This window comes from Spirosoma montaniterrae, assembly GCF_001988955.1.
GTDB lineage: Bacteria > Bacteroidota > Bacteroidia > Cytophagales > Spirosomataceae > Spirosoma > Spirosoma montaniterrae.
The window spans coordinates 3,040,484-3,065,000 of sequence record NZ_CP014263.1 but is presented as its reverse complement, the minus strand read 5'-3'; the positions used below and the strand labels follow the sequence as shown (position 1 = coordinate 3,065,000).

Sequence of the window (24,517 nt, the reverse complement as noted above, 5' to 3'; positions counted from 1 at the left end):
GACCCCGTGCACCTTTACTACAGCTTAGTAGTGGGTGCTGGTTGTGGCTGTGTAGGATAGGCGGGAGGCTTTGAAGGGGTGTCGCCAGGCATCCTGGAGCCAACCTTGAAATACCGCCCTTTCACAACCGGCGTCCTAACCCTTTATGGGGGACATTGCTTGGTGGGTAGTTTGACTGGGGTGGTCACCTCCGAAAGGGTAACGGAGGTTTCCCAAGGTCCGCTCAGGCCGGACGGTAATCGGCTGGGGAGTGCAATAGCAGAAGCGGGCTTGACAGTGAGGCAAACAGGCCGATCTGGTGCGAAAGCAGGGTATAGTGATCCGGTAGTTCCGCATGGAAGGGCTATCGCTCAAAGGATAAAAGGTACGCCGGGGATAACAGGCTGATCTCCCCCAAGAGCTCACATCGACGGGGAGGTTTGGCACCTCGATGTCGGCTCGTCACATCCTGGGGCTGGAGAAGGTTCCAAGGGTTCGGCTGTTCGCCGATTAAAGTGGCACGCGAGCTGGGTTCAGAACGTCGTGAGACAGTTCGGTCCCTATCTGTGGTGGGCGTGGGAATACTGAGGGGGTCTGTCCTTAGTACGAGAGGACCGGGATGGACCAACCGCTGGCGGATCGGTTGTCTGGCCGCAGGCACGGCCGAGTAGCTACGTTGGGTTAGGATAAGCGCTGAAGGCATCTAAGTGCGAAACCGGCCCCAAGATGAGTGTTCCGTGTGGTAAGGGTTGTTGGAGACGACGACGTGGATAGGGTGCAGGTGTAGGCGTGGAGACGCGTTGAGCTGAGCACTACTAATGAGCCCGAGAGCGTATGGTCAGGGCAGGTTGAGGGGCAGGCGGTTGGCGGGGTTCTGGTTATGGATTTCTTTCTGTAGGGTAAAAGACAAGCAGGTACGGCGATAGCGCAGGGATGCGGTATCGGTAACGAGCAAAGAGTCAGGCTGGTGCTGGTCGGGCGGGTGTACACCTCTATCCATTCCGCACAGAGCCGTTAAGCCCCGTACTGCCGATGGTACTGCCGTCACAGGTGGGAGAGTAGGTAGGTGCCACCTGACTTTTTTAGGATTGGGTCGAGAACCCGGCAAAGCGAGCTGATTCAGCTCGCTTTTTTTTGTTTTAAGTAGTTTACTAACCATCTGTTAGCCAGAGTACTCGACTTTTTCGTAACTTGGTCGAACCAATCCAATCGTACTCAATCAATGGCTATTTTTAACCTCTCTGTCAACGGTCGCGTATTGCGTGCTGATGTTGACGCTGATACGCCCTTACTTTGGGTGTTACGCGACACGTTCGGGTTAGTCGGCACGAAATATGGCTGTGGTATCGCTCAATGCGGTGCCTGTACGGTTCATTTGAACGGCGAAGCAACCCGCTCCTGTGTATTGCCTGTTTCGGCAATTGGCTCTGCGAAAATTACAACGATTGAGGGTTTATCAGCCACGGGTGATCATCCGGTGCAACGCGCCTGGAATGAAATCGACGTGCCACAGTGTGGCTACTGTCAGGCCGGGCAAATTATGTCGGCGGCTGCGTTACTAAAGCGTAATCCCAAACCAACCGATGCTGACATTGATGCCGCACTCGCTGGCAATCTGTGCCGTTGCGGTACATATCACCGCATTCGCGAAGCTGTTAAGGTTGCTGCTAAACCCACTCCTAAAGCCACCAAATAACCATGAAAACGCGCACAAACGAAAGCCGACGCGGCTTCCTGAAAAATTTGGCCGTAGCGGGTGGCGGGCTGATTATTGGCTTTAACTGGTTAGAATCAGAAGCGGCAGTTTCCACTGTATCTACGTTGGCCGAACCGTCTGGTGTGGGCTTCAATAGCTACTTATCGATAAGTCCGCAGGGCATTATTACCATTCTGTCGCCCAACCCAGAAGTTGGACAGGGTATTAAAACCGCTTTCCCGATTATCGTTGCCGAAGAATTAGACGCCGACTGGACGAAAGTTATCGTTGAGCAGGCTCCGCTCGACACAAAGAAATTTGAGCGTCAGGTAGCAGGAGGTAGCGGCTCAATCCCGCACTCGTGGCAGCGGCTGCGTACTGCGGGGGCCACCGCCCGGCAAATGTTGCTACAGGCCGCAGCCAATCGCTGGAACGCACCAGTCACCGAATGCACAACAGCAAGCGGGTTTGTGATGCACTCGGCCTCCAACCGTAAACTGAGTTATGGCGAACTGGCAACCGAAGCTGGTAAACTACCCGTACCAACCGATGTAAAACTGAAACAGCCGAAGGAGTTCAAACTCATTGGTAGCACAGTCAAAAACGTCGATAATCCGAAAATTCTGACTGGAAAGTCTCTTTTTGGCCTTGACTTCTACCGGGAAGGCATGCTGTTTGCCATGTTGCAACGCCCGGCTTTTGGCTATAAACTGAAAGCAGTAAATAGTGCTGCCATCAAAGCAATGCCGGGTATTGTCGATGTCGTAACGTTCGACAATAACGTAGCGGTGGTCGGTAAATCGACCTGGCAGGTGAAGAAAGCTAAAGACGCGTTGCAGATCGATTGGGAAAAGACCGATGCCGTTGAGAGCACTTCCGACCATAACCGGCTATTCAAAGAACTGTTAGATAGTAAAGAAGCAACCGTTCGGCGTAAAGACGGCGATGTTGACGCAGCTTTTGCCAGTGCAGCCAAAGTGGTGAAAGCTGAATATCAATGTCCGTTTTTGCCGCACAGCCCGCTGGAGCCGATGAACTTCTTCGCACACGTTCGCCCGGATGGTGTTGAACTGGTTGGGCCAACGCAAACGCCCGAACGCGCCCGCAACGAAACGGCGAAACTGCTGGGCATCTCGCCCGATAAAGTCACGGTAGAACTAACCCGAATGGGGGGCGGCTTTGGTCGGCGGCTTCAGGCCGATTATGTGCTCGAAGCGGTACAGGTGTCGAAAGCAGTCAACGCGCCCGTTAAACTCATCTGGACCCGCGAAGACGACATGACGGGCGGCAGCTATCGCCCGGCTGTTCGGTATCGGTTTGAGGCTGCACTCGATGCACGGGGTACTATGATTGGCTACAAACTGCGGGGCGTAGGCATTCGGTCGGGAAACCCACTGCGCGAAGATAACTTTCCGTCGGGGTCAGTCGATAACCTGTTGATTGACAGTGTTGAATACAATAAATCGCCCATTACGACCGGTCCGTGGCGGGCACCCATCACGAATTTTTTGGCGTTCGCCGAGCAATCGTTTTTAGACGAAGTGGCGCAGGCAGCGGGCAAAGATCCGGTGGCTTTCCGGTTAGAGTTGCTTGACAAAGCCAAACAAAAGCCCGTTGGTGCCATAAAATACGACATTGACCGGATGCGGGGCGTTATCGAACTGGCGGTTCAGAAGTCGGGATGGGGCAAGAAAAACGTAGCGCAGGGCTTCAGTGTTTATTTCTCGCACCGTTCGTATGTGGCGCAGGTGGGCGAAGTAGCGATGGTAAAAGGCAAGCCCGTACTACAAAAAGTATATGCGGTTGCCGACTGTGGTATCGTTATTAATCAAAGCGGGGCGCGGCAGCAGATTACGGGTTGCGTGGTCGATGGCGTCGGCCATGCCATGTACGGAAATCTGACATTCAAAGACGGATTGCCGGAACAAAAGAATTTCAACGACTACCGAATGATTCGGATCAACGAAATTCCTGATGTGGAGGTCCACTTCGTACAGAATGAGATAGAGCCGACCGGCTTGGGTGAGCCTGCTCTGCCTCCTGCCGGGGCCGCCGTTGCCAATGCCATTTTTAAGGCTACAGGTAAACGACTCTACAATCAGCCGTTCATGGATGAACCTGTTTTTAAAGGCATTTCATAATTATTCAGAAACCTAATTTCCCGGCCCGGTGTCTTCACGAAGCACCGGGCTTTTGTATGAAAAAAGTACTAATTCTGACTGGCTTGAGCGGCAGCGGCAAATCGACGTTTGCGCGGCAATTCTGCGCTGAAAACCCGAACTGGCTACGCGTGAACCGCGATGATTTTCGGCGGGCTATATTGCCGATAGCCCTGCCCGATTACTGGCGAAACTGGCCCGATAATGAGAAAAATCGCGTGGAAACCGTTGTAAACGCTTTGCAACAGACAGCAATAGTAGAGGGGCTTCGACGTGGCTGGCATGTCCTGATCGACAATACTAATCTGAAACTGCATTACCTCAACGAATTCAGAACGCTACTATCGGCGCAGTTCGATGCCGTTTCTATTGAGTACAAACTTATCGATACACCCGTTGCCGACTGCATACGGCGCGACAAAGGGCGCGAAGACTCAGTAGGAGAAGCTATTATTCTGAAACAGGCAGAACAACTGAAATCATTGAAACGGGTGTTTTCTTTCCAGCCCGAAATGCTGACCCGGAGTGAGGTTTTCCAACGGCAGCAGGATACAACTTTACCGCGCTGTATACTGGTCGATATCGACGGGACGGTGGCTGAGAAAGGTGCGCGTTCACCATTTGAATGGCACCGTGTGGGCGAAGACACGCCGAAGCAATCCATTATCAATCTGGTAAAAGCCATGCGGGCGTCGGGCTATGGTATTGTGTTTTTCTCGGGCCGCGATGCCGTTTGCCGACGCGAAACCACCGATTGGCTTTGTCAGTATTTTGGCTGGCAACCAACTGATTTTGAGTTATTCATGCGCCCCGAACGCGATAGCCGCAAAGATTCGGTGGTGAAGCGTGAACTATTTGAGCAGCACATTTCAGGCCGGTATTACGTCGAGTTTGTGGTCGATGATCGCCAGCAGGTTGTCGATATGTGGCGCCGGCAGGTGGGGTTAACGTGCTTGCAGGTTGATTATGGAGATTTTTGAAGATGGTGGTTGCTAAATCTTGCCAATCCAGTATTGAAGACGGTCATAATAAAGCGTGGAACCTATAACTGTTCGTGAAACTATTCCAGTTCAGCATCGTTGTAAAAGTAATATTACCATTACTTTTGCTTTACGCTACGAAACCTATTCTTACTTATGACGCCTACATTGGAACCAACCAAGACTAACTTAGACCCCTGGTTCGATCAATTAGTCGCCATGCTTCGCTCACATCAGGTCCAATTAGAGACTGAGACAGCATCGCCAGAGTTAACGAACTTCTACAAGATTGTTCTTTCTGGAAATGACGATCAGATGGGTTTTCTTCACAAAGTGACTGCTCAAAAGCACTTTGTGGGCAAGATTATTGTCGATTACATACAACTGCTGGGCAAGCGGCAGCCACGCAAACTGGCGTTTGATTTCAATGATTCAGAGGTTTTAGTTTGGGCTGAAATCAGCGATGATGATGCCGAAATGGAGCGTTTTCTGATTTTGACAGAAGCCCGAATTAACGCAAAGTATCATGATTTTGGCTTCGATATGACCACTATGCTCGTGGAAGCCAACGATGGAATGCCTGTTCCAAATCATTATCAAATTTTCATTGATTAAATTTCCATATTCGCGTTGGCAACATTTGACGAGCATATCAAACAGGCTCAGCATAATCTCCACTTTTTGTCGTCAATTAATGATAATACATCGGTTCAGAACTGCATAGACTGGCAAGTAACAGTCTGTTTCTACACAGCTCTACATTTGGTTAACGCCCATCTGGCAACGTTCAGCCTGCAATACCGAAGCCACACAGACGCGAAACACGCCCTGAACCCACAGAGAGCAGCATCGCCCTCAAAACTTCCCGAAGACGAATATGCGGCATACATTTCTCTGCAAATGTTGTCGCGTCGGTCGCGGTATTTGGTAAATGAGAAAGACGGACAGATAGGAGCTGGGCAGGCAGCCTACACCTATGATAAGCACTTAGCTAAAGCAATTCGTCACCTGGACCGATTAGCGCAATACTTCCAGAACCGTTACAAGCTTTCATTGCCTATCGTGTTGATGCGCTGTGCTGGCATCAAGCAGGGCGAATTGCATTATTTAATGCTGAGGTGAGAGAGATATTTGGGTCAATACGGCTTGGCTCAGCCTTTTTTATAAAATAATCCTTTCCGTCTTCATCTTTGTTACATGTGTATAAACGCGCTGGGACCGAGTTAAACATTCGCTCGTTCACGCTTTCGCCCTTTCGCCATCCATGAAACTCATTAAAGTAGCCGCTGGTGTGCTGAACCAGACCCCGCTTGCGTGGGAACATAACCAACAAAACATTATCGACGCCATCGAAGCGGCCCGGCAACAAAGCGTGAGCCTGCTCTGCTTGCCCGAGCTCTGTATTTCGGGCTATGGCTGTGAGGATGCTTTCTATGCACAAAATACGATTGATCAGTCAATTGCGTCGCTGCTGGATGTTGTAGAACACACGCACGACATTGTGGTGGCAGTGAGTCTGCCGCTGCGGCACAACAACCGAACCTACGATACAGCCTGCCTGATTGTCAACAAGCGAATTCTGGGCTTTGCCGTGAAGCAATACCTCGCAAACAACGGCCTGCACTACGAAACCCGGTGGTTTCAGCCCTGGCAAGTCGGCCTGCGTGACGAAATAAAAATCGGCGATTTTAGTTACCCATTCGGCGATTTGGTATTCGATCTGTCGGGCATACGTGTCGGGTTTGAGATTTGCGAAGATGCCTGGATTGCCAACCGACCGGGCCGGGCGTTGTATGAACGCGGAGTCGATATTATCCTGAATCCATCGGCCAGTCATTTCGCGTTTTTTAAGTCGCAGACGCGGGAGCGGTTTGTTATCGACGCGAGCCGGTCGTTTGGTGTGAGTTACATCTATACGAACCTGCTGGGCAACGAAGCTGGCCGGGTCATTTTCGATGGCGATGCGATGGTAGCCTCGAATGGCGAATTGCTGGTGTCGGGTGCGCGGTTGAGTTATCAGGATTTCGTAATCGTTCCGGCGGTAATCGACGTAGAAGCGACCCGGCTCAATCAGGTGCAGAACCGGGGTAATCTGGCCCTTGCCCTGCCCAACCTGCGCGTGTCAGACCGTTTCGACTGGCCGGAGGTTGCGCCTGTTATTCAGAAAGCTCAACTTGAAGGCTGGGAGCGGGGCGGCTACCTGAAAGAAGAAGAGTTTGCCAGGGCCGTAGCTCTCGGTTTGTTCGATTATCTGCGTAAAAGCCGGTCGCAGGGCTACGTGCTGAGTTTGAGTGGCGGGGCCGATTCGTCGGCGATTGCGGCTACCGTGTTTTTGATGATTCGGATGGCCGTACAGAATATCGGTATTGCGGGCATCAAGAAAAAACTTGGCTACATCCGGGCTATTCAGGACTGCGACACGCCCGAAGCGATGGTGGGTAAACTGCTGACGGTGATGTATCAGGGTACTGAAAATTCGTCGGACGATACGTTCAACTCAGCCAAAGAATTAGCCGAAGACATTGGAGCCACGTTCCTCAATATTAACATCAACGGGCTTGTTGAAACCTATCGCGGGCTGATAGAAAAGCAGTTAGGGCGAAAACTATCGTGGAACACCGACGATCTGGCGTTGCAGAACATTCAGGCGCGGGTGCGGGCACCATCTATCTGGATGCTCGCCAACATCAACAACGCCCTGTTACTCAGCACGTCGAACCGTTCCGAAGCCGCCGTTGGTTACGCCACCATGGACGGAGACACGGCGGGTAGTATTAGCCCCATCACGGGTATCGATAAGCATTTTCTGCGCGGTTGGCTCGTTTGGCTCGAGACGGTGGGCCTGAACATTACCAACGTTACCGAACCTACCGACCGCACGAGTTTAGCCATTGGCCCCCTTACGCCCGACGAACTAATCAAAGTCAACGGTTTGCACGCGGTGAATAACCTGCAACCTACCGCCGAACTGCGCCCGTTAGACAAAAAACAAACCGACGAAGACGACCTGATGCCGTATGACGTGCTGAACGCCATTGAGCTAAGTGCCATTCGCGACAAACAGCCGCCCGTTGAGGTACTGAAATTAACCGAAGTACAATTTGCCGGGCGGCATGACCGCGATAAGTTACTGATCTGGGTGGAGCGGTTTTTCAAGCTCTGGAGCCGCAACCAGTGGAAACGCGAACGCTACGCCCCAAGCTTCCACCTCGACGACCACAACCTCGACCCGCGCTCGTGGCTACGTTTCCCGATTCTGTCGGGCGGTTTCGAGAAAGAACTCGCCGACATGCGCGAATGGGCCGCCGGGCAGAAAGGAAACGGGTGGAAAGGCAATCCAGCCCGGGGCAAGATTGGGTTTTAGCGTATCTTTGTACAAAATCAACAGTGTTATGACTGCTATACATTGGCGGGATTATATTGTATCTGACCCGCGTATAATGTTGGGAAAACCTACAATTAAAGGAACTCGCATCACGGTTGAGTTGATCGTTGACCGTATGAGCTATGGGGAAACGATTGATGATATTCTGGAAGCATACCCACATCTGACTCGTGAGGGTATTCTGGCCTGTCTGCGTTACGCGGCCTACACACTCAATCAGGAACTTGATGATGTAGATGTGGCTGCGTAATGAAGATACTGGCTGATGAGAACGTTGACTTTCCAATTATTCATTTGCTGCGCGATCATGGCTTCGACGTTTCGGCTGTTGCCGAAGATGATTTCGGCATAATTGACGAGAATGTACTGGCAAAGGCTGTTCGTATAAATGCTGTATTGCTCACAGCCGATAAAGATTTTGGCGAGTTGCGGTATAAATTCGGTTTACCACATCGGGGCGTCGTTTTTTACCGTTTAGAAGGGTATAAACCTCCGGAAAAAGCAACGCTTATCCTGGACTTATTTCAGAAGCAGATGACGAATTTGGTCGATGCTTTTACAGTGCTTACTGCTCGTAAGGTGCGTATCATTAGGGGAGGCCAATGAAACAACTTCTCCCTGGTGTGCTCTTTGCGGCTTTATGGGCATCGGCGTCGGCGGCTACCAAGTTTGGCGTGCTGTCGGTGCATCCGCTCATTCTGGCAAATGTCAGATTTTTCATTGCCGGAACGGGTATGCTGCTGGTTGCGTATACGCTACGGCGGTCGGCAGATAGCTGGCCCACACGCATCGAATTTTGGCGGCTCACGGTCTTTGCCCTGTTAAACACTACCATTTATCTCGGTGCGTTTGTGTTGGCCCTGCGCGAAGTTTCGGCGGGTATCGGCAGCTTATCGACCGCTACAAACCCGCTGTTCATTGCCTTATTGTCGGCACTATGGCTGCGTCGGGTGCCGCGTCCGAACGAAATCGGTGGGCTGTTGCTGGGGCTGGCTGGTGTTGGGGTAGCCACCTATCCGCTCTTGCAGGATGCCCATGCTACGGTTGGGGGACTGCTGATTCTGCTGATTGGCATGGTGTCGGTATCAGCCGCAACCGTGTACTACGCCCGCTTCGACTGGCGGTTGCCGAGCCTCGTTATCAACGGCTGGCAGGTGCTGATTGGCGGCCTGTTACTGCTACCCTTTACGCTGGCGTTTGCTGATTTCGGCATGGCCCAATACGATGGTCGTTTTTGGGGAGCAGTGTTCTGGCTTATTGTTCCGGTGTCGGTGGCCGCGTTGCAGCTTTGGTTTTATCTTGTCCGCCAAGACCCTGTGCGGGCGTCGCTGTGGCTGTTTTTATGCCCAATTTTCGGATTTCTATACTCGTATGTATTACTCGATGAGCCAATTACGCTATTCACGTTTGTTGGAACGGGGCTGGTCGTCGGTGGGCTTTGGCTCGGTCGTCGCACGTGACGAGGTAATATCTTGTGGTTGAGGTTGAGACGCAAAATCTTGTGGTTGAGATTGAGACGCAAAATCTTGCGTCTCTACGTTCTGCCAATGGGTGGCGTCGTAGATGCGGTAAAACGTGCCCGATGCGGCCAATATCTCGCGAATCCGCTCAATGGGTGTTTCGGCCAACTGCGAAAACTTCAGAATGCCCGCCTTCGTCAGCATCTCGGCTACTTTATGACCAATACCTTCTATTTCAATAAACCGATCTACGCTGGTAACGCCCGGCTGATTGGTTGGCTCTTCTATAATGGTCAGTTCGATATTGGTGCCGTCGGCCTCGTTTACAATTTCAACTACTTCCACCTCGGCTCCGTCCATCGCATCGACCGTGTCCGACAACTCGGTGATCAGGCCGGTGGGGCTGACAACAATGTCATATGTTGTATTTGAGTTGAGTACGTCCCCAGCGGGTTCGTCGTCATTCGATTGCACGCTCATAGCTTTCGTTGAGGATTTTGGTGGATAAACAAGTACCTTCAAAACTCAACTGTAGCCTAAATGTTAAGTGCCTGCCTCCAACTTATTCCTTTGTGATAACCAGTTCAACGCGCCGGTTCTGCTGCCGGGTGGCTTCTTTGTTGTTATTGCCAATGGGTCGGGTAGGGCCGTAGCCGCGTGTAGCGATTCGGTTTGCGGCAATGCCATTCTGTACCAGATACGCCTTTACCACGTCGACGCGCTGCTGCGAAAGCCGTACATTTTCGTCAAAATCACCCTGATTGTCGGTATGGCCCGCCAGCAAAATCTCAACGGTGGGCCGACTACGCATAAACGCCAGCAGTTGCTCCAGCGCAGGCTGGGCATCAGGTAGCAGGTCGGCTTTGCTCTGCACGAACTGAATGGCTTTTAGCTGGGTAGTTTTGCCGGGAGGAGCCACCGTGAGCGGGGGCGAAAAAACCACTTTGGCGTCTAACGTTTTCGGTGGCGTAACGCGCTGATTGCCATTGCTACCCGAACCGGGCGAAGCCGTAGCCTTAACCATGATTTCGGGCACCGCCTGATTTGCCGTAAAAACAGCACCCCCCGTAGTGGATGTGGCCGACTTCCCGGCAACGGGTTTACTGCTGGGCTGGAGCAGAATTTTTTTGCCGTACACCCGGTCGGCAGTAGCCGAGGTAAACGTAAATGGCTGTTCGACCGACTCGTAGCCGCTGGCCTTAATAACAAGCTGGTATTGTTTTCGGGGGTCAAGCCCGCGCAGGGCAAACGTGCCATCGTAGGCCGACACGGTTTTTGTGCGCACACTTCCCTCTGCTGTTTTGGCCTGAAGAGTGGCGTTGGCGATTCCCTTCTGGGAAACGGCATCAAGTACCGCTCCTTCAACAGAAGCCGCTGGGCTAACCGCTGCCGACCGGCGGTTCGTTTGTGCCTGAACAGGATGAAACAGCGGCCTGACAAGCAGCAGTATGCCGAAAAAAATAAACTGTTTTCGAGTTGAAATCATTGTTTGATGCTAACGGAAAAACCCTCGATATAGTGCCATTCTCAGGCTGAAAAAAGACGCTGTGGCTCGTTCGGAAAGGGTATAAAAACAGGGTTGGAAAGTTGTTAAAAAATCATAGATAAACAACTGTATTTCAGTGTATTACGATAAGAAAATAGTTGATAAAATTTGAACGTTGAAAACGCCTTTTTCGTTAATAAAGTATGACACAGATAACCAGCGTTTCGATGCATTCCCCGACCGATCAGGCACCGCTTGCAACGGCTCCGACTGGCGCGCTGCCGCACGATGAGAACTGGCGGAGATCGATTCCGGCCCAGGTGTTTTTGAACCATTTTTTTGCAATGGACTACCACATTCAGCATCAGAATGACCTGCTCGATGTGGCTAAGTTCCCCGTGTTTCAGCAGTTTTATGGACGCCATACCGACGATACCCGCCGGGCACTGGAGAAACTGCTGTTGAATAGCTGGAGTGCCGAATACGCCCTACGGATTACGCCCGTTGTCAACGATGAGCAGTATCTGCAAAGCTCGCTGCACTGGACCTTTCCGCAGGCATACTACAGCGCGTTGTTTAGCGCACGGGCGTTTCTGGCTGTGCAGGGCGTGAATGTGAGTAACGAAGAAATTATCCGTAAGCGCATTGGCAACATGGTTGTCCGGGGCTATTACCCGGCCTCTATTGGCTATTACGCGCTCGGCCCCATCAACAGCTACCGTATTCAGCGGTTGCCAATGGCGAAGCGATTTGCCGTTCCGGGCCGCAGCGAATTGTTGTTGCCATCGCGGGCGGGATCGGCGCAGGCCGAGCTGGCGCAGTTCCTCAAAACCACCCGCGATCAGCGCGTCAGGGCGTTGCGCAATGCTATCCAGAATAATCCGAAAACGGCCCTGCGTAGTCCCAAAACAGGCGAGATTTTACAGAAATTCAGCGTTGAGCAATATAAGCAGTTGGCGAAGCAGATTGGCTATACCACGTATTTCGACATGTTGAGCCGCCTGCGCATCTCCTCGACCAACCGCGAGATTGAGCGGTTTGTCGACTCAGAGATTGATGTGAAGCTGTTTCACCAGAGCCTTGTGAATATTGTTTCTCACGTAAACAGCGTGCACGAAGCGTACATTGCAAAGTCACTCGGTATGATGGCGTACCGGCAGTTGGTGGCAAAATTACCTTCCTATTTACAGGAAAGTTTTGTGCGCGAACGAATGAATACCATCATTGCACCGATGCTCGAACAGCCGCAGCAAGATGACGAACCTGCTTATCGCATGGCTGCCTGAATGTTCTGATTAACAACGGCATACAAGCCGGATGGGCATAAGCCTGTCCGGCTTTTTTATACCCTGTCAATAAAGAGTCTATACCGCTTACTTAATTTCTCTACCACTTCATATCCTTACGCTGTTAATTGTCGACTTTCCCACAATTCCTCTTTTAACCGGATGAAAAAGCGATTACTTAAACTTGCTCTTGGCCTCGTAGGGGTCATCGTTATTATAGTCGTTGCGGGCCTGTCTTATGTGAAACTGGCCCTGCCAAACGTTGGGCCGGCTCCTAAACTGGCAATCAAACCCACAACTGCTCAGATTGAACATGGGCGGTACTTAGCCAATCATGTAGCAGCCTGTATCGACTGCCATTCCACGCGCGATTTCACAAAACTGGCGGGGCCAATGGTGCCCGGCACAGAGGGTAAAGGGGGCGAAGCGTTTGTCCGCGAAATGGGCTTTCCGGGAAACTTCTACGCAGCCAATATTACCCCGGCCAGTCTCGGCAGTTGGACCGACGGCGAAATCTTTCGGGCCATTACCACAGGCGTCAACCGCGACGGACGGGCGTTGTTTCCGGTGATGCCCTACCAGAGTTACGCCAGGATGGACCCGGAAGATATTTACGACATCATTGCGTATCTCCGCAGCCTGAAGCCGATTCCAAACAAGATACCGGCGGCTGAACCTGACTTCCCGATGAATTTCATTATCAACACCATACCTACCAAAGCTGCACTCGGCAAGCGGCCCAACCCTGCCGATACGGTTGCGTATGGCAACTACCTGACTACGTTCGCTTCCTGCACCGATTGCCACACACCCGCCGACGACAAAGGACAACCGCTGCCGGGTATGGAAATGGCAGGCGGGCGCGTGTTCCCGATACCAACCGGCACGGTGCGGTCGGCTAACCTGACGCCCCACGCTACCGGCATTCTGAACATGACTTGTGACGCGTTCATTGCCCGTTTTAAGGCACACACGCACGAAAGATACGTTAGCCCGACAGTAGCTCAGAATGAGTTCAATACCATTATGCCGTGGGCGATGTATGGCGGTATGTCGGAGCAGGATTTGGGGGCCATTTATGCGTACCTGCGTACACTGAAGCCCGTAAACAATGCCGTGACGCATTTTACCCCTAAATCGAAACTGGTTGCAAGCCGGTAGTTAAAACGGCGTATTTTTTACGCCGTTTTAACCAAATCGACCAGCGTTTCAACCCATAACGGGCTGTCGTTCAGGCTTTCTACTAACTGCCAGTGCTGGCCGCCCAGTTCTTCAAACAACTCTTTGTATTCTTCGCCGACTTCAATTGTCGTTTCCAGACAATCGGCTACGAAAGCGGGTGAAAAAGCCAGTACGCTCTTAATACCGTCTTTTGCCAGTTTCCGAATTGTATCTTCGGTATAGGGTTGAATCCAGGGGTCACGGCCCAGCCGCGACTGGAAACAGGTCGTGTACTTGCCTTCGGGTATGCCCAGTTCACGCACCAACCGGCGGGTAGTTTCAAAGCACTGCGCCCGGTAACAATGCTGATTGTCGGCGCGTAATGAGCCACAGCATTCGCCCAACTGGCAAACCGACTTTGTAATGTCGCCTTTGCGAATTTGCCGTTCGGGCAGGCCGTGGTAGCTGAACAGAAAGTGGTCGTACTCATAGTCGGCCATGTATTTGCGGCCAAGCTGTACGAACCCTTCGATAAATTTGGGGTGTTCAAGAAACCGATTCACGAACCGTACCTGCGGAATTACCTGCCAGGTCTTCAACACGTCCATCACCTTCTCATATACCGAACCCGTGGTGGCCGAAGCATATTGAGGAAAGAGCGGAATCACGATGATGTCGGTCAGGCCGAGCCGCTGAAACTCGCTCAGCCCCGCGTCAATGCTGGGGCTTTGATAGCGCATCGCCAGCCGAACTACATACGCATGGCCGAGAGCCTGCTGTAACTGCCGCTCGTTCACTTCGCCGTAATACTTCAGGGGCGACCCGTTTTCGGTCCAGACTTCTTTATACGTCTTGGCCGATTTTGGTGCCCGGAACGGGGCAATGATGCCGTTGACGAGCAGAAAACGCGGAATAAACGGAATATCGATAACGCGGCCATCCATCAGAAACTCGCGCAGGTATTTGCGAACGTCGGACACCGATGGGCTATCGGGCGTACCTAAATTAACAAGTAGAACGCCCGTTTTGCCGGGAGCTTTGGGGGCGGTGGCGAATTGTTGCAGAGCAGGTGCTTCCATGTACAGGGAAACAGCGGTATGAAGTAGTAAGTTTATTTTGCCTGTGGGTAGCGGCTCAGGTCGGTGCGGGTGAAACTGCTGAAGACTTCGCCGGGCAGTCCCGTAAATACCATGATGTCGGTCAGGTCGCGGTCGCCCCGTTCGCCGGAGAGCAGAATTTGGCCGTGGCGTTGATAATCAGCCCACGGAAGCGTAAAGCGCGGCTGTTCGTCGGTAGCTTTCGGATAATGTGCCCACTGCGTTACTAAATGCGATTGTTTATCGACCCAGACTTTGTACTTGTTATCGGGTGTAGTCCCAACATTCTTGAACGTCAGTTGCAGTACGTCGGCGGGGCGGCTATCCTTGGTGGCTTCTTCGCCGAGGTATTTCAGCGTCACGCCCGAATCTTTAAGTTTAAATGGCATCACCAACCAGTACGAGTCGTTTATCCAGGCATTCTTGCCCTGACGAACATATTTGGCTACCGAATCAGGTTCGGTCAGTTCCTGCCCATTTCTGAATACGCGGCCCTGATTGTTGTTGATATTCAACAGCACGGTCTGATCATCGCGCAGGTTATCGACCCGCACGTTACCCGACCATTTGTCCCAGACCAATTTCCGAAAACCGAAAAAATTCCAGGCAATCAGATGAGTTTCGTCCCAGGCTTTTCGGCCACCCATTGCAGCCATCACGTCGTCGGCAATCTGAACGGCTTTAGCGTCGGAACCAGCCAGGTCGAAACCCGGTGCGGGCGGGTTAGTCGTTTTGCGGGACTGCGCCTGTACCACGACTATGTTGAGCAGTAGAAAAAAGAGGAGTAGTTGAGGTGTTTTCATGAACGATGCGTTTTAATGGCAAATGTAGATGATTCAACGCTTCGTTTAGAACTTATAGGACTTAGATTTGTATAGATTTTATTGATAACACATAGGCATGAGCATGACCTTGTCGCAGTTAGATTATATTGTTGCCGTTGATACCTACCGGCATTTTGCCACCGCTGCCGAAGCCTGCCACGTAACGCAGCCAACGTTAAGTATGCAGATTCAGAAATTAGAAGATGAGTTGGGTGTGTTGGTTTTTGACCGCTCGAAACAACCCGTTGTGCCCACTGAAACCGGACAGGCCATTCTGACTCAGGCGAGGGAGGTGCTGCGGTCGGCCCGGCGCATTCCCGAAATTGTCAGCGAGTCGAAAAATGATCTTCAGGGCGATCTGCGCATTGGCATCATTCCAACGCTGGCCCCGTATCTGTTGCCCTATTTTATCGGCGATTTTGTGGTCAACTATTCGGCGGTTTCGGTGCAGATTCAGGAGTTGGTTACGGAGCAGATTGTGGAGCGGCTTCGCAACGGTCTCATTGATGTAGGGTTGGTGGTAACGCCTTTATCCGAAAACGGTATTACCGAACTGCCACTTTTTCGGGAGAAACTCGTTGTTTACGCGGCTGACTCACACCCGTTGTTCGGGAAAACGGTAGTAACGCCTGCCGACCTGCAAACGGATGGTTTATGGTTGCTCACCGAAGGGCATTGCTTTCGTAATCAGGTACTTGACCTGTGTGGTGCCGACCGCCAGCCGAACAGCAACACCCCGCTCCGTTACGAAACCGGCTCCCTCGAAACGTTGATCAAACTTATTGACCGGCAAAATGGCTTTACGCTGCTTCCGTTTCTGGCTACGCTCGATATGGACAAAACGCGCCGGGCCAGACTGCGCCCGTTTGCCACGCCCCAGCCAGTGCGCGAAGTGAGTCTGGTAATGCACCGCAGCTTCTTGAAACGCCAGCTTATCTACGCACTCAAAAGCGAGATTCTGGCCCATCTGCCCAACGAAGTGGAACGATAAAGAAAACCGGGTTACAGCGTTCTCAACCCGCTGTCGCTATTTTACGGGAGCAGGGTTACGCTTGTCCCGCTCCAGCCGACGGTATACGACACCGAAGTTTTCGCCGTTGGCAACAGCGTTCGTTAGTGCCGGAACGCCCGAACGGCCTGCAACCAGCAGCCAGCGCGACACCTCATCGGCGGCTGTCTGATAAGCCAGCATAACATCGTCGTAGTCGCCACCGAAGAAATCGCGGGTAGTTTCGAGACTGGTAAGCGGGCGCATGGCAGGAGGAGCAAGCGGCATGAGTTCGCTGTCGGCGTGTTCGGGGGGCAATTGACCCGGTTGCTCCCACACTGCCGGATCGGTAAATCGATAATCGACCATCAGTGCCAGACCTTCGTTGAACCAGACTGGAATTTGCTGCTTCACGCGCCACCACCCCAGCCGGGCAAACAGTTCGTCGTGGCAGAGTTCGTGGGCCATCACGTCGGCATTGTTACCTTCGGGGCCAAGCACTAAAAACGATTCGCCCCAGGGCGTGCCGAGGCTACACCCGGCTCCTTCGCCCCCTATACAATAACGTTCGTAATCAGCTTGTTGCGGGCAATAAATCAGCACTGCCCGGCCCCGCTGATCGCCCCAGAACCGACGTATGCGAGCACGGGCGGTTTTGATGTGTTCGCGGAGTTGCGTCTGCTGCCGGACTGTAGCCATGCGGCTGACATAAACGCCCGGTACGCCCGGCAACGTCTGAAACGCATCGGACGCACCAACGCGCATACACCGCAGGAGCTGGGGGTATAGCCAAACGAAGCCAATGGGTAGGGCAATGAGCAACGGAAGCAGGTATCGACGGATAAAATGCAAAAGAACTTTAGCTTTGCGGTCACAATTCAGTGGCAGTACGAAGTACGCCAAAAAATGCGAAATCTACCTTGTCTGTACTCATCATTGGAGCGGGAATAGCTGGCCTGACAGCCGCCCGCGAACTCACGCAACTCGGCTACGACGTTACCGTTCTCGACAAAGGCCGGGGCGTTGGCGGTCGTATGGCAACCCGACGCATCGACCGCGCACGCGCCGACCACGGCGCACAGTACATAACCGCGCAGACGCCCGAATTTCAGCAGTGCATAGAAACGCTCCGGGCAGCTAATACAACAGCAATCTGGCAATCGGAAGAGGCAGTGAATTACGTAGGCACGGGAGGCATGAGCGGTATCGCCAAACACCTTGCGCAGGGATTACGCATTGAACTAAACGAAAAGGTGGTTCGGGTAGCCGCTGAGTCGACTGGCTGGCTGGTGCAAACCGAAGCCGGAAACGAGTACCGGGCCAATGCGCTGTTGCTGACGATACCCGTTCCGCAGGCCCTCGCCCTGTTGAACGACAGCGATTGCAGGCTCGAAGCCGCCGACTGTATCGCGCTCGATGCTATTTCTTATGAGCCGTGTCTGACGGTGCTGGCAACCGTAGAGCGGTCGGGCCTGATACCGGCACCAGGTTTCTGGCAATCGCCCACGCCTGACGTGGCCTGGGTAGTTGATAATCAGCAGAAAGGCATCTCGCCCGAGCAGCCATCCGTCACGATTCATGCCAGTAGCTCGTTCAGCCGCGAAAACCTCGACGGTGATCTGGAGGCCGCTGGCCGCCAATTGCTGACTCAATTGCAGCGTCGGATTCCTGCCGAAACCGTCGGCGTCGTGCAGGTACATCGCTGGCGATATAGCCACGCCGAACGGCAACACCCGGCTCCGTTTCTGGCTGCGTCGGCACCATTTCCACTGCTGTTTGGGGGCGACGGTTTTGGCGCAGATAGTCTGAGCGATCTGCGTTCAGGCGTTGAGCGGGCATTTGTATCAGGTCGGGCGATGGCAGCGTTCATAATCAGCCGGGTTGACTCGGCGCGTAGCGTTTCGGTAGGTTGACGCCAGCGCGGGCCAGATGGTGGTATTGCGTCCCTGCGCGTCCATGTACCAGCTTCGGCACCCCGATGCCCAGACCGTGCCAATCATTCGTTGTTGAATAGTGTTGTTATACGCTTCCTGGGCATCGGGCCGAACGTCCAGAAACACGCCTTCACCTGCCCTATCCAGTAAATCGAGATAGCTTATCATGTAGTTAAGCTGCGACTCGATTATATGAACGATGGAATTATGGCCCAGTCCCGTGTTGGGGCCTACCAATAACAGCAGATTCGGGAAACCCGACACCGTAATGCCGTAATGCGCCTGTGGTCCGGTTGTCAGCCACTCGTCGAATAACTTCCTGCCCGCCCGGCCCCGTATGCTGAGGTCTGAAACAATAGACGCCACGGTAAAGCCTGTTGCGTAAATAAGCACGTCTACGGGCCGCTCGGTGCCGTCGGTGGTAACAAGGCTGTTCGGCCTGACCTCCGCAATCGGGTCGGTCACTAACTCAACGTTTGGGCGGGCGAGAGCCGGGTAATAATCGTCGGAAACCAGCACGCGTTTGCAGCCCATCTTATAATCGGGCGTGGCTTTGCGCCGGAGTTCGGGATCGCTGATTGCTGTTTCGAGGTGTTTGCGGGCAATGGATGAGCCAACTTTGTGCAGCGTTTCGTTGCCCAGAAACGACAAACCCGTTAACTCGTTCAGCCAGAAGATTGCCCCCCGGTAGGCTTTTCGGACGAGCGGAATCGAGGCAAACAGCCGCTGTTCAAACGCCGACGTCTGCCGGTCCTGACGGGGTGTTACATAAGGAGCTGTGCGCTGAAAAACAGTCAGTTGTGCCACCTTCGGCGCAATAGCCGGAACCACCTGAATAGCACTGGCTCCGGTGCCGACAACAGCTACACGCTTGCCTGTCAGATCCGTCGACGTATTCCAGTTACTGGTGTGAAAGGCGGGTCCGGTAAAAGTTTCGATGCCTGGCAGTTTCGGCAGGCTGAGCCGGTTGAGAGGGCCGGTAGCACCAACCACCACACGGGCTGTAGTAACGTTGCCAGCCCGGTCGGTAAGCGTCCAGAAGCCGGTTTGTTCCGAAAACTCGGTTCGGACAATGTCGGTACGGAAGCGAATGTATGGCCGAAGCGTAAACTGCTCAACTACGTTCTGGAGATACGTCAGAATCTCCGGCTGTGGCGAATACTTCCGCGACCAGGCCGGGTTGGGAGCAAATGAAAAGGAGTACAAATGCGAAGGCACGTCGCAGGCACAGTTCGGATACACGTTGTCGCGCCAGGTGCCGCCAACGTCGGAAGCTCGTTCAAAAATAACGAACGACGTTTTGCCACGCTGTTGCAGCCGGATGGCCGCACCCAATCCGGCAAAACCGGCTCCTACAATCGCTACGTCAACATCGGGTTTCATATTGCACGTGCTATCGGCTAATCAGTTCTGCCACTTCGCGACCTGTTTGCATGGCAGCATTGAGCGATGGATAGGCCGTCTGATCGCCACATTGGTACAACGTTGCCGACAGTTGAAGCGGCTGATGTACAGCCTCTGGGCCGTAGGCAGGCAGCGCGTGCGGAATGTGATACGTTTTCAGGTGACGCCACTGCTGCACGTCGGCCCCGAACCACTCGCTCAACTCCCGACGAATGTGTAGCGTCAGAGCTACTTCGTCGACCAGTTCCAGCCCCTGCGTACTGACCGAAACAAGCGACTGACCGGCGGGCGCATAAGCGGGGGCGATGTCGCTCATAACGGCAATATTATGCACGGCAGAACTACGTTGCGTATTCAGCATCAGTAACTTCTGGGTGTTGGGCGATTGGCTGGCTGCGAAGTAGGTGCAGGTTGTATGCGTAAACCCACGCTCGGCAGGCACCGAACGATGGAGCAGCCGGGCCGCCTGAGCCGCATCGACGGCCAGTACTATGGCGCGGGCCGATAGTGTCTCGCCCGATACCAGTTGAATGCGCTGACCGTCAATTTGAGCGACGGGGCTGTTCAGTCGGATCTGGCCGGGTGTGAGCCGATTAGCTAACTGTTCGGCAATGGCTCCAATGCCCCGCGCCGGTACGGCAGCATCGCCCACGAAGAACATGCGGAAGCAGAACTCGAAGAAATTACTCGACGTAAGGAGGGCATCTTCCAGAAAAACACCGCCAAAAAAAGGACGGAAAAACCGTTCGATTAGTTGATCGGAAAAACCCATTTCGTGCAGCAGTGCAAAGGTTGTGGTAGGCGTTTGTGCAAACAACTCGCTGATGGTCAGCGATTGCGTTCGACGCAACAGTTCCACAATTCGGATTTTGTCGGCAATTGTACCCACGGGCGACGTCAGCGTTTGAATCACCGACAATGGCTCCTGAAATGGGTTCAGTAATTTCATCCATTCTGCCGATGCATTAGGTTCGCGGTGCCGAATCAGCGCGCCCGACCGAAACAGTTGCAGGTCGAGCGACGAATAGTTAAGCAACCGCTTTGCTTCGGGATAAGCTGTAAGCAGAATCTGAAAGCCCCGATCTAATAAAAACCCATCGACAATATCGGTCCGAACGCGCCCGCCCACGCCATCGGAAGCTTCGAGCAACAGCGCGTCGATACCGGCCTGTTTCAGATAAACGGCACAGGTCAGACCGGCCATACCGGCCCCAACAATAATAATGGGCGATTCTGCGGGCATACGTCAGCGTAAATTGATGGACAAGAAACGTTGTTGGCAAATGTACGCAAGTCTGCGTTATACAAATGAGCCATATGGATAGCTCATACTGTGGTACTTTTTTGATAAATATTGCACATATCAATGATAATAAAAAAATAATATGCTGATAATCAGTATATAGGTAAATTACTGTTATTGCTTTTTTTTAGAAGGTGTTAATTTTGCCAAAGTAGATTAAGTATAGTGGTATGGAACTGCTGGTGATTGATAACTTCGATTCGTTTACGTACATGCTGGTCGATTACCTGCAACAGGCAGGAGCGACCTGCCATGTCATACGCAATAACGAATGGCCGGCGAAACTTCCCCATCATCGGCCCGACGCCGTCGTGCTGTCGCCGGGGCCGGGTATACCTCGCCGGGCCGGGCAACTCATGCAGGTTATTGATGGCTACTATCAACACGTGCCAATGCTGGGCGTTTGTCTGGGGCATCAGGCTCTTGGCGAGTTTTTCGGTGCTACGCTTACCCCTGCCGAACGGCCTATGCATGGCAAAGTCTCGCCAGTGCGCGTACTGACCGACGACGTGCTGACGCAAACGTTGCCAGACTGTTTCAACGTTACCCGCTATCACTCGCTGCTATTAACCAATTTGCCCGGTACGCTGCTGCCGCTGCTGTCGACTGATGCTGGCGAGGTTATGGCATTCCGGCATCGTTGGCTACCCATTTGGGGCGTTCAGTTTCATCCTGAAGCTGCACTAACGGAATATGGGACAGTATTGCTAAAAAACTGGATTGATTTTGTATCATTGCCAAATACCTATTCCGCCACAACGCTAATCTCACAACATGTATGAACTACCAACTGAAAGAAGAAGCGGGTTTCCGCTATGTTGATGAAGGGCAGGGCGATGTGCTGCTATTATTACACGGCCTGTTTGGGGCACTCAGTAACTGGGATAGTGTAATTAATACGTTTTCAAGGCAATACCGGGTCGTAATCCCGATGCTGCCTATTTATGACATGCCTGTGCGACAGGCCAGCCTCGAAGGGTTGGTGGCCTTTGTCGAAAAATTTGTCGATCAGAAAGATTTACACGACCTGACGCTGCTGGGCAACTCGTTGGGCGGGCATTTATCGATTCTGTACACGTTCAAAAATCCCGACCGGGTTCGGCGCATGGTGCTAACAGGCAGTTCGGGTTTATTTGAGAACGGTATGGGCGGCTCATTCCCCAAGCGCGGCAGCTACGAGTACATTGCCGAGCGGGTAGCCTACACGTTTTATGACCCGAAAGTAGCCTCAAAAGAACTGATCGACGAGGTATTCGAGATTACCAGCAGTATACCTAAATGTATGAACATTGTAGGTATTGCCAAATCGGCGCAGCGTAACAATGTTGCCAAAGATTTGTATAAAATCCGGGTGCCAACGCTGTTGGTCTGGGGGCTGAACGATACCATTACACCTGCCGAGGTTGGGCATGAGTTTAATCGGCTCATTGCCGACTCAGAGCTGTATTTCATCGACAAGTGCTGTCACGCGCCCATGATGGAATGCCCCGACCGCTTCAACCAATTGCTTTCCGACTGGCTCGACCGGCATCCCATCTACAGCGAACAGTTGGGGAATTTGGAAACTATGACGGAGTTTTCGTAGTTTTCTGCCGTATACCCGTTACGTTTATACCTACTTGTATGTTGGCAGCCGAACTTATAGACCCTATGCTCCCGGCCCTAAAGCCGTCCGATTCTGTCGGGCAAGCGTTAGACTGGATGCAGGAACACCGCGTTGGGCAGTTAGTGCTGGCCGATCAGGGTGAATATCGAGGAGTTATCAGTGAAGAATTATTGATGGACGTGGCCGATGATGAGCAACTGCTGGCCGATACCATGCGTTTGTTCGAGAAAGCCTATGTGGCTGACGATCAGCACATGTACGAGGTCATGGGGCTTGCCATTCAGAACCGGATGGAGGTGGTAGCCGTGCTGAACGAAAGCCGCGAGTTTATCGGTACTATCTCGGCCAGCGAACTGCTCAAACAGTTTGCTCAGGAACTGGGCGTACAGGAAACGGGCGCGATTCTGATTTTAAACATCAACGAACGCGATTACTCGATGGCCGAAATCAGTCGGCTGATTGAATCGAATCAGGTGAAAATCGTCAGCAGTTATTTTTCAAGCGCAGCCTACGGAATGCCAGATCGCTCGAAACTGACACTCAAACTCAACCGGCGCGACATAGGGCCGGTTATTTCGACGCTCGAACGATTCGGTTATAAAATTGAAGCCGCTTTTGCCAACGCCCCCGTCGAAAGCATCGATCAGGAACGGCTCGACTCATTGCTGCGGTATTTGAACACGTAAAATAAGGTATAGAGAGGTAAGGTTGTGAGGTGTAAGGCCCTTATACCCTACAACCTGCGACCTTACCCCTTACAACCCCTTCTCCATGAAAATCGCCATTCACGGGCGCAACTTTCCCGAATCGGCCAGGCCATATATTCAGTCGATGTTTGACGAATTGGCAAAACGACAGGTCGAAGTTATTATCTCGGCGGGTTACCGCGAATTTTTAGATAATGCCTCGGTAGCGCACTACAGTCAAATCACCTACACGATTGAGGAGGGCGTTTTAGAGGCCGACTTCATTTTTAGTTTGGGAGGAGATGGCACGCTGCTCGATGCCGTTACGCACGTTGGTCCCCGCCAGATTCCAATTGTTGGTATCAACATCGGGCGGCTGGGCTTTCTGGCTACGGTGGCGCCAAACTCGGTGCGACTCATGATCGATGCGCTGTATAACGGACAGTTCAGCATCGATGAACGTACATTGGTAGGCGTGCGCTCAACGCCCGATATTTTTGGTAATCTGCCGTTTGGCCTGAACGATTTTACCATCACCCGCACCCAAACGTCGTCAATGATTACGGTACATAGCTACCTCGATGGCGAGTTTTTGAATTCATACTGGGCCGATGGCATTATTATATCGACCCCTTCCGGCTCAACCGGGTATTCGCTCAGTTGCGGGGGGCCGGTACTGCTGCCCCAAACCAATAATTTTATTATTACCCCTATCAGCCCGCATAATCTGAACGTGCGGCCAATGATTGTGATGGATAGCTGCCAACTCGCATTTGAGGTAGAAAGCCGAAGCGGTAACTTTCTGGCCGCGCTCGATTCGCGTTCGTTTACGGTCGATACGTCGGCCCGAATTAGTGTACAGAAAGAAACTTTCGTGGCCCGGTTGGTAAAATTAAGCGATGATAACTTCCTGAATACCTTACGCAGTAAACTCAATTGGGGCTGGGATATTCGAAATTAAATTGCTTCGACGCCGAATACAGCACGGTTTTTGATAAAGGTTATATAGAAATCAGGGCTGTACAAGAAAATTAAGTAATCAACACCAATAAAAACGAAGGTTGGGCCGTTTCCGAAATGGCT

Annotated in this window: 24 protein-coding genes and 2 rRNA genes (1 of these 26 only partly in view); 19 read left to right on the top strand and 7 right to left on the bottom strand. The window is 52.5% G+C overall.

Annotated elements, in window-relative coordinates:
• The 11 genes from AWR27_RS13275 to AWR27_RS13225 all read left to right on the top strand — a co-directional run.
• A 23S ribosomal RNA gene (locus tag AWR27_RS13275) occupies positions 1–819 on the top strand (it extends 2,027 nt beyond the left edge of the window).
• A gap of 123 nt (positions 820–942) precedes the next feature.
• A 5S ribosomal RNA gene (gene rrf / locus AWR27_RS13270) occupies positions 943–1,054 on the top strand.
• Positions 1,055–1,201: 147 nt separating this feature from the next.
• A complete protein-coding gene (locus AWR27_RS13265) occupies positions 1,202–1,675 on the top strand; it encodes a (2Fe-2S)-binding protein (RefSeq protein WP_077131606.1) in 474 nt (157 codons plus the stop codon).
• A 2-nt stretch (positions 1,676–1,677) separates the two neighbouring features.
• Entirely contained in the window at positions 1,678–3,816 is a 2,139-nt protein-coding gene (locus tag AWR27_RS13260) for a xanthine dehydrogenase family protein molybdopterin-binding subunit (RefSeq protein WP_077131605.1), read from the top strand.
• 56 nt (positions 3,817–3,872) lie between these two features.
• Positions 3,873–4,814 carry a phosphatase domain-containing protein gene (locus AWR27_RS13255; RefSeq protein ID WP_077131604.1) on the top strand — a complete coding sequence of 314 codons (942 nt, stop codon included), beginning with the start codon at positions 3,873–3,875 and terminating at the stop codon, positions 4,812–4,814.
• A gap of 156 nt (positions 4,815–4,970) precedes the next feature.
• On the top strand, positions 4,971–5,429 hold the full coding sequence (locus AWR27_RS13250; RefSeq protein ID WP_157579207.1) for a hypothetical protein: 459 nt from the start codon (positions 4,971–4,973) through the stop codon (positions 5,427–5,429).
• A 147-nt stretch (positions 5,430–5,576) separates the two neighbouring features.
• The gene (locus AWR27_RS13245) at positions 5,577–5,936 is read left to right on the top strand and encodes a hypothetical protein (protein WP_157579206.1); all 360 of its coding nucleotides are present in this window, start codon (positions 5,577–5,579) and stop codon (positions 5,934–5,936) included.
• 142 nt (positions 5,937–6,078) lie between these two features.
• Positions 6,079–8,178 (top strand): NAD(+) synthase, encoded by a 2,100-nt coding sequence (nadE, locus tag AWR27_RS13240; RefSeq protein WP_077131601.1) that lies wholly within the window; start codon positions 6,079–6,081, stop codon positions 8,176–8,178.
• Between the two features lie 28 nt (positions 8,179–8,206).
• Entirely contained in the window at positions 8,207–8,449 is a 243-nt protein-coding gene (locus tag AWR27_RS13235) for a DUF433 domain-containing protein (RefSeq protein WP_077131600.1), read from the top strand.
• Positions 8,449–8,805, top strand: a complete 357-nt coding sequence (locus AWR27_RS13230) for a DUF5615 family PIN-like protein (RefSeq protein ID WP_077131599.1) — start codon at positions 8,449–8,451, stop codon at positions 8,803–8,805. Before AWR27_RS13235 ends, AWR27_RS13230 begins: the two co-directional genes overlap by 1 nt.
• Complete coding sequence (locus AWR27_RS13225) at positions 8,802–9,659, top strand: DMT family transporter (RefSeq protein WP_077131598.1); 858 nt, start codon at positions 8,802–8,804, stop codon at positions 9,657–9,659. Before AWR27_RS13230 ends, AWR27_RS13225 begins: the two co-directional genes overlap by 4 nt.
• Here the strand turns inward: AWR27_RS13225 and AWR27_RS13220 are convergent.
• Positions 9,597–10,139 carry a helix-hairpin-helix domain-containing protein gene (locus tag AWR27_RS13220; protein ID WP_077131597.1) on the bottom strand — a complete coding sequence of 181 codons (543 nt, stop codon included), beginning with the start codon at positions 10,137–10,139 and terminating at the stop codon, positions 9,597–9,599. The genes AWR27_RS13225 and AWR27_RS13220 overlap by 63 nt on opposite strands.
• An 82-nt stretch (positions 10,140–10,221) precedes the next feature.
• Positions 10,222–11,145 carry an OmpA family protein gene (locus AWR27_RS13215; protein ID WP_077131596.1) on the bottom strand — a complete coding sequence of 308 codons (924 nt, stop codon included), beginning with the start codon at positions 11,143–11,145 and terminating at the stop codon, positions 10,222–10,224.
• Between the two features lie 203 nt (positions 11,146–11,348).
• Here AWR27_RS13215 and AWR27_RS13210 point away from each other — a divergent pair, with 203 nt between their 5' ends.
• Positions 11,349–12,431 (top strand): hypothetical protein, encoded by a 1,083-nt coding sequence (locus tag AWR27_RS13210; RefSeq protein ID WP_198044995.1) that lies wholly within the window; start codon positions 11,349–11,351, stop codon positions 12,429–12,431.
• 162 nt (positions 12,432–12,593) lie between these two features.
• Positions 12,594–13,592 carry a c-type cytochrome gene (locus AWR27_RS13205; protein WP_077131595.1) on the top strand — a complete coding sequence of 333 codons (999 nt, stop codon included), beginning with the start codon at positions 12,594–12,596 and terminating at the stop codon, positions 13,590–13,592.
• A 17-nt stretch (positions 13,593–13,609) separates the two neighbouring features.
• Here AWR27_RS13205 and hemH read toward each other — a convergent pair whose 3' ends face one another.
• Both hemH and AWR27_RS13195 read right to left on the bottom strand, forming a co-directional pair.
• Complete coding sequence (hemH, locus tag AWR27_RS13200; protein WP_077131594.1) at positions 13,610–14,671, bottom strand: ferrochelatase; 1,062 nt, start codon at positions 14,669–14,671, stop codon at positions 13,610–13,612.
• Between the two features lie 32 nt (positions 14,672–14,703).
• Positions 14,704–15,492 (bottom strand): hypothetical protein, encoded by a 789-nt coding sequence (locus AWR27_RS13195; RefSeq protein WP_077131593.1) that lies wholly within the window; start codon positions 15,490–15,492, stop codon positions 14,704–14,706.
• Positions 15,493–15,595: 103 nt separating this feature from the next.
• On the opposite strand from AWR27_RS13195, the gene AWR27_RS13190 reads away from it, so the two are divergent.
• Entirely contained in the window at positions 15,596–16,504 is a 909-nt protein-coding gene (locus AWR27_RS13190; protein WP_077131592.1) for a hydrogen peroxide-inducible genes activator, read from the top strand.
• A gap of 36 nt (positions 16,505–16,540) precedes the next feature.
• On the opposite strand, the gene AWR27_RS13185 is transcribed toward AWR27_RS13190, so the two are convergent.
• Positions 16,541–17,353 (bottom strand): hypothetical protein, encoded by an 813-nt coding sequence (locus AWR27_RS13185; RefSeq protein WP_157579205.1) that lies wholly within the window; start codon positions 17,351–17,353, stop codon positions 16,541–16,543.
• Between the two features lie 68 nt (positions 17,354–17,421).
• Between AWR27_RS13185 and AWR27_RS13180 the strand changes: the two genes are divergently transcribed.
• The gene (locus tag AWR27_RS13180) at positions 17,422–18,414 is read left to right on the top strand and encodes an NAD(P)/FAD-dependent oxidoreductase (protein ID WP_077131591.1); all 993 of its coding nucleotides are present in this window, start codon (positions 17,422–17,424) and stop codon (positions 18,412–18,414) included.
• Here AWR27_RS13180 and AWR27_RS13175 read toward each other — a convergent pair.
• A complete protein-coding gene (locus AWR27_RS13175; protein ID WP_077131590.1) occupies positions 18,346–19,818 on the bottom strand; it encodes a flavin-containing monooxygenase in 1,473 nt (490 codons plus the stop codon). The genes AWR27_RS13180 and AWR27_RS13175 overlap by 69 nt on opposite strands.
• Before the next feature lie 10 nt (positions 19,819–19,828).
• Entirely contained in the window at positions 19,829–21,082 is a 1,254-nt protein-coding gene (locus tag AWR27_RS13170; RefSeq protein ID WP_077131589.1) for an NAD(P)/FAD-dependent oxidoreductase, read from the bottom strand.
• A gap of 230 nt (positions 21,083–21,312) precedes the next feature.
• Between AWR27_RS13170 and AWR27_RS13165 the strand changes: the two genes are divergently transcribed.
• From AWR27_RS13165 to AWR27_RS13150, 4 genes are all read left to right on the top strand, one after another.
• Complete coding sequence (locus AWR27_RS13165) at positions 21,313–21,924, top strand: anthranilate synthase component II (RefSeq protein WP_077131588.1); 612 nt, start codon at positions 21,313–21,315, stop codon at positions 21,922–21,924.
• Entirely contained in the window at positions 21,921–22,727 is an 807-nt protein-coding gene (locus tag AWR27_RS13160; RefSeq protein WP_077131587.1) for an alpha/beta fold hydrolase, read from the top strand. The genes AWR27_RS13165 and AWR27_RS13160 overlap by 4 nt, the downstream gene beginning before the upstream one ends.
• Positions 22,728–22,765: 38 nt before the next feature.
• Positions 22,766–23,434: a CBS domain-containing protein gene (locus tag AWR27_RS13155; protein ID WP_077131586.1), complete on the top strand. Its 669-nt coding sequence runs from the start codon at positions 22,766–22,768 to the stop codon at positions 23,432–23,434.
• An 85-nt stretch (positions 23,435–23,519) separates the two neighbouring features.
• Positions 23,520–24,395 (top strand): NAD kinase, encoded by an 876-nt coding sequence (locus tag AWR27_RS13150; RefSeq protein WP_077131585.1) that lies wholly within the window; start codon positions 23,520–23,522, stop codon positions 24,393–24,395.
• Positions 24,396–24,517: the final 122 nt, after the last annotated feature.

Coding starts and splice junctions, on each gene's coding strand:
- AWR27_RS13265 (WP_077131606.1), top strand. CDS start 1,202: ATGGCTATTTTTAACCTCTCTGTCAACGGTCGCGTATTGCGTGCTGAT.
- AWR27_RS13260 (WP_077131605.1), top strand. CDS start 1,678: ATGAAAACGCGCACAAACGAAAGCCGACGCGGCTTCCTGAAAAATTTG.
- AWR27_RS13255 (WP_077131604.1), top strand. CDS start 3,873: ATGAAAAAAGTACTAATTCTGACTGGCTTGAGCGGCAGCGGCAAATCG.
- AWR27_RS13250 (WP_157579207.1), top strand. CDS start 4,971: ATGACGCCTACATTGGAACCAACCAAGACTAACTTAGACCCCTGGTTC.
- nadE (WP_077131601.1), top strand. CDS start 6,079: ATGAAACTCATTAAAGTAGCCGCTGGTGTGCTGAACCAGACCCCGCTT.
- AWR27_RS13235 (WP_077131600.1), top strand. CDS start 8,207: ATGACTGCTATACATTGGCGGGATTATATTGTATCTGACCCGCGTATA.
- AWR27_RS13230 (WP_077131599.1), top strand. CDS start 8,449: ATGAAGATACTGGCTGATGAGAACGTTGACTTTCCAATTATTCATTTG.
- AWR27_RS13225 (WP_077131598.1), top strand. CDS start 8,802: ATGAAACAACTTCTCCCTGGTGTGCTCTTTGCGGCTTTATGGGCATCG.
- AWR27_RS13220 (WP_077131597.1), bottom strand. CDS start 10,139: ATGAGCGTGCAATCGAATGACGACGAACCCGCTGGGGACGTACTCAAC.
- AWR27_RS13215 (WP_077131596.1), bottom strand. CDS start 11,145: ATGATTTCAACTCGAAAACAGTTTATTTTTTTCGGCATACTGCTGCTT.
- AWR27_RS13210 (WP_198044995.1), top strand. CDS start 11,349: ATGACACAGATAACCAGCGTTTCGATGCATTCCCCGACCGATCAGGCA.
- AWR27_RS13205 (WP_077131595.1), top strand. CDS start 12,594: ATGAAAAAGCGATTACTTAAACTTGCTCTTGGCCTCGTAGGGGTCATC.
- hemH (WP_077131594.1), bottom strand. CDS start 14,671: ATGGAAGCACCTGCTCTGCAACAATTCGCCACCGCCCCCAAAGCTCCC.
- AWR27_RS13195 (WP_077131593.1), bottom strand. CDS start 15,492: ATGAAAACACCTCAACTACTCCTCTTTTTTCTACTGCTCAACATAGTC.
- AWR27_RS13190 (WP_077131592.1), top strand. CDS start 15,596: ATGACCTTGTCGCAGTTAGATTATATTGTTGCCGTTGATACCTACCGG.
- AWR27_RS13175 (WP_077131590.1), bottom strand. CDS start 19,818: ATGAAACCCGATGTTGACGTAGCGATTGTAGGAGCCGGTTTTGCCGGA.
- AWR27_RS13170 (WP_077131589.1), bottom strand. CDS start 21,082: ATGCCCGCAGAATCGCCCATTATTATTGTTGGGGCCGGTATGGCCGGT.
- AWR27_RS13165 (WP_077131588.1), top strand. CDS start 21,313: ATGGAACTGCTGGTGATTGATAACTTCGATTCGTTTACGTACATGCTG.
- AWR27_RS13160 (WP_077131587.1), top strand. CDS start 21,921: ATGAACTACCAACTGAAAGAAGAAGCGGGTTTCCGCTATGTTGATGAA.
- AWR27_RS13155 (WP_077131586.1), top strand. CDS start 22,766: ATGTTGGCAGCCGAACTTATAGACCCTATGCTCCCGGCCCTAAAGCCG.
- AWR27_RS13150 (WP_077131585.1), top strand. CDS start 23,520: ATGAAAATCGCCATTCACGGGCGCAACTTTCCCGAATCGGCCAGGCCA.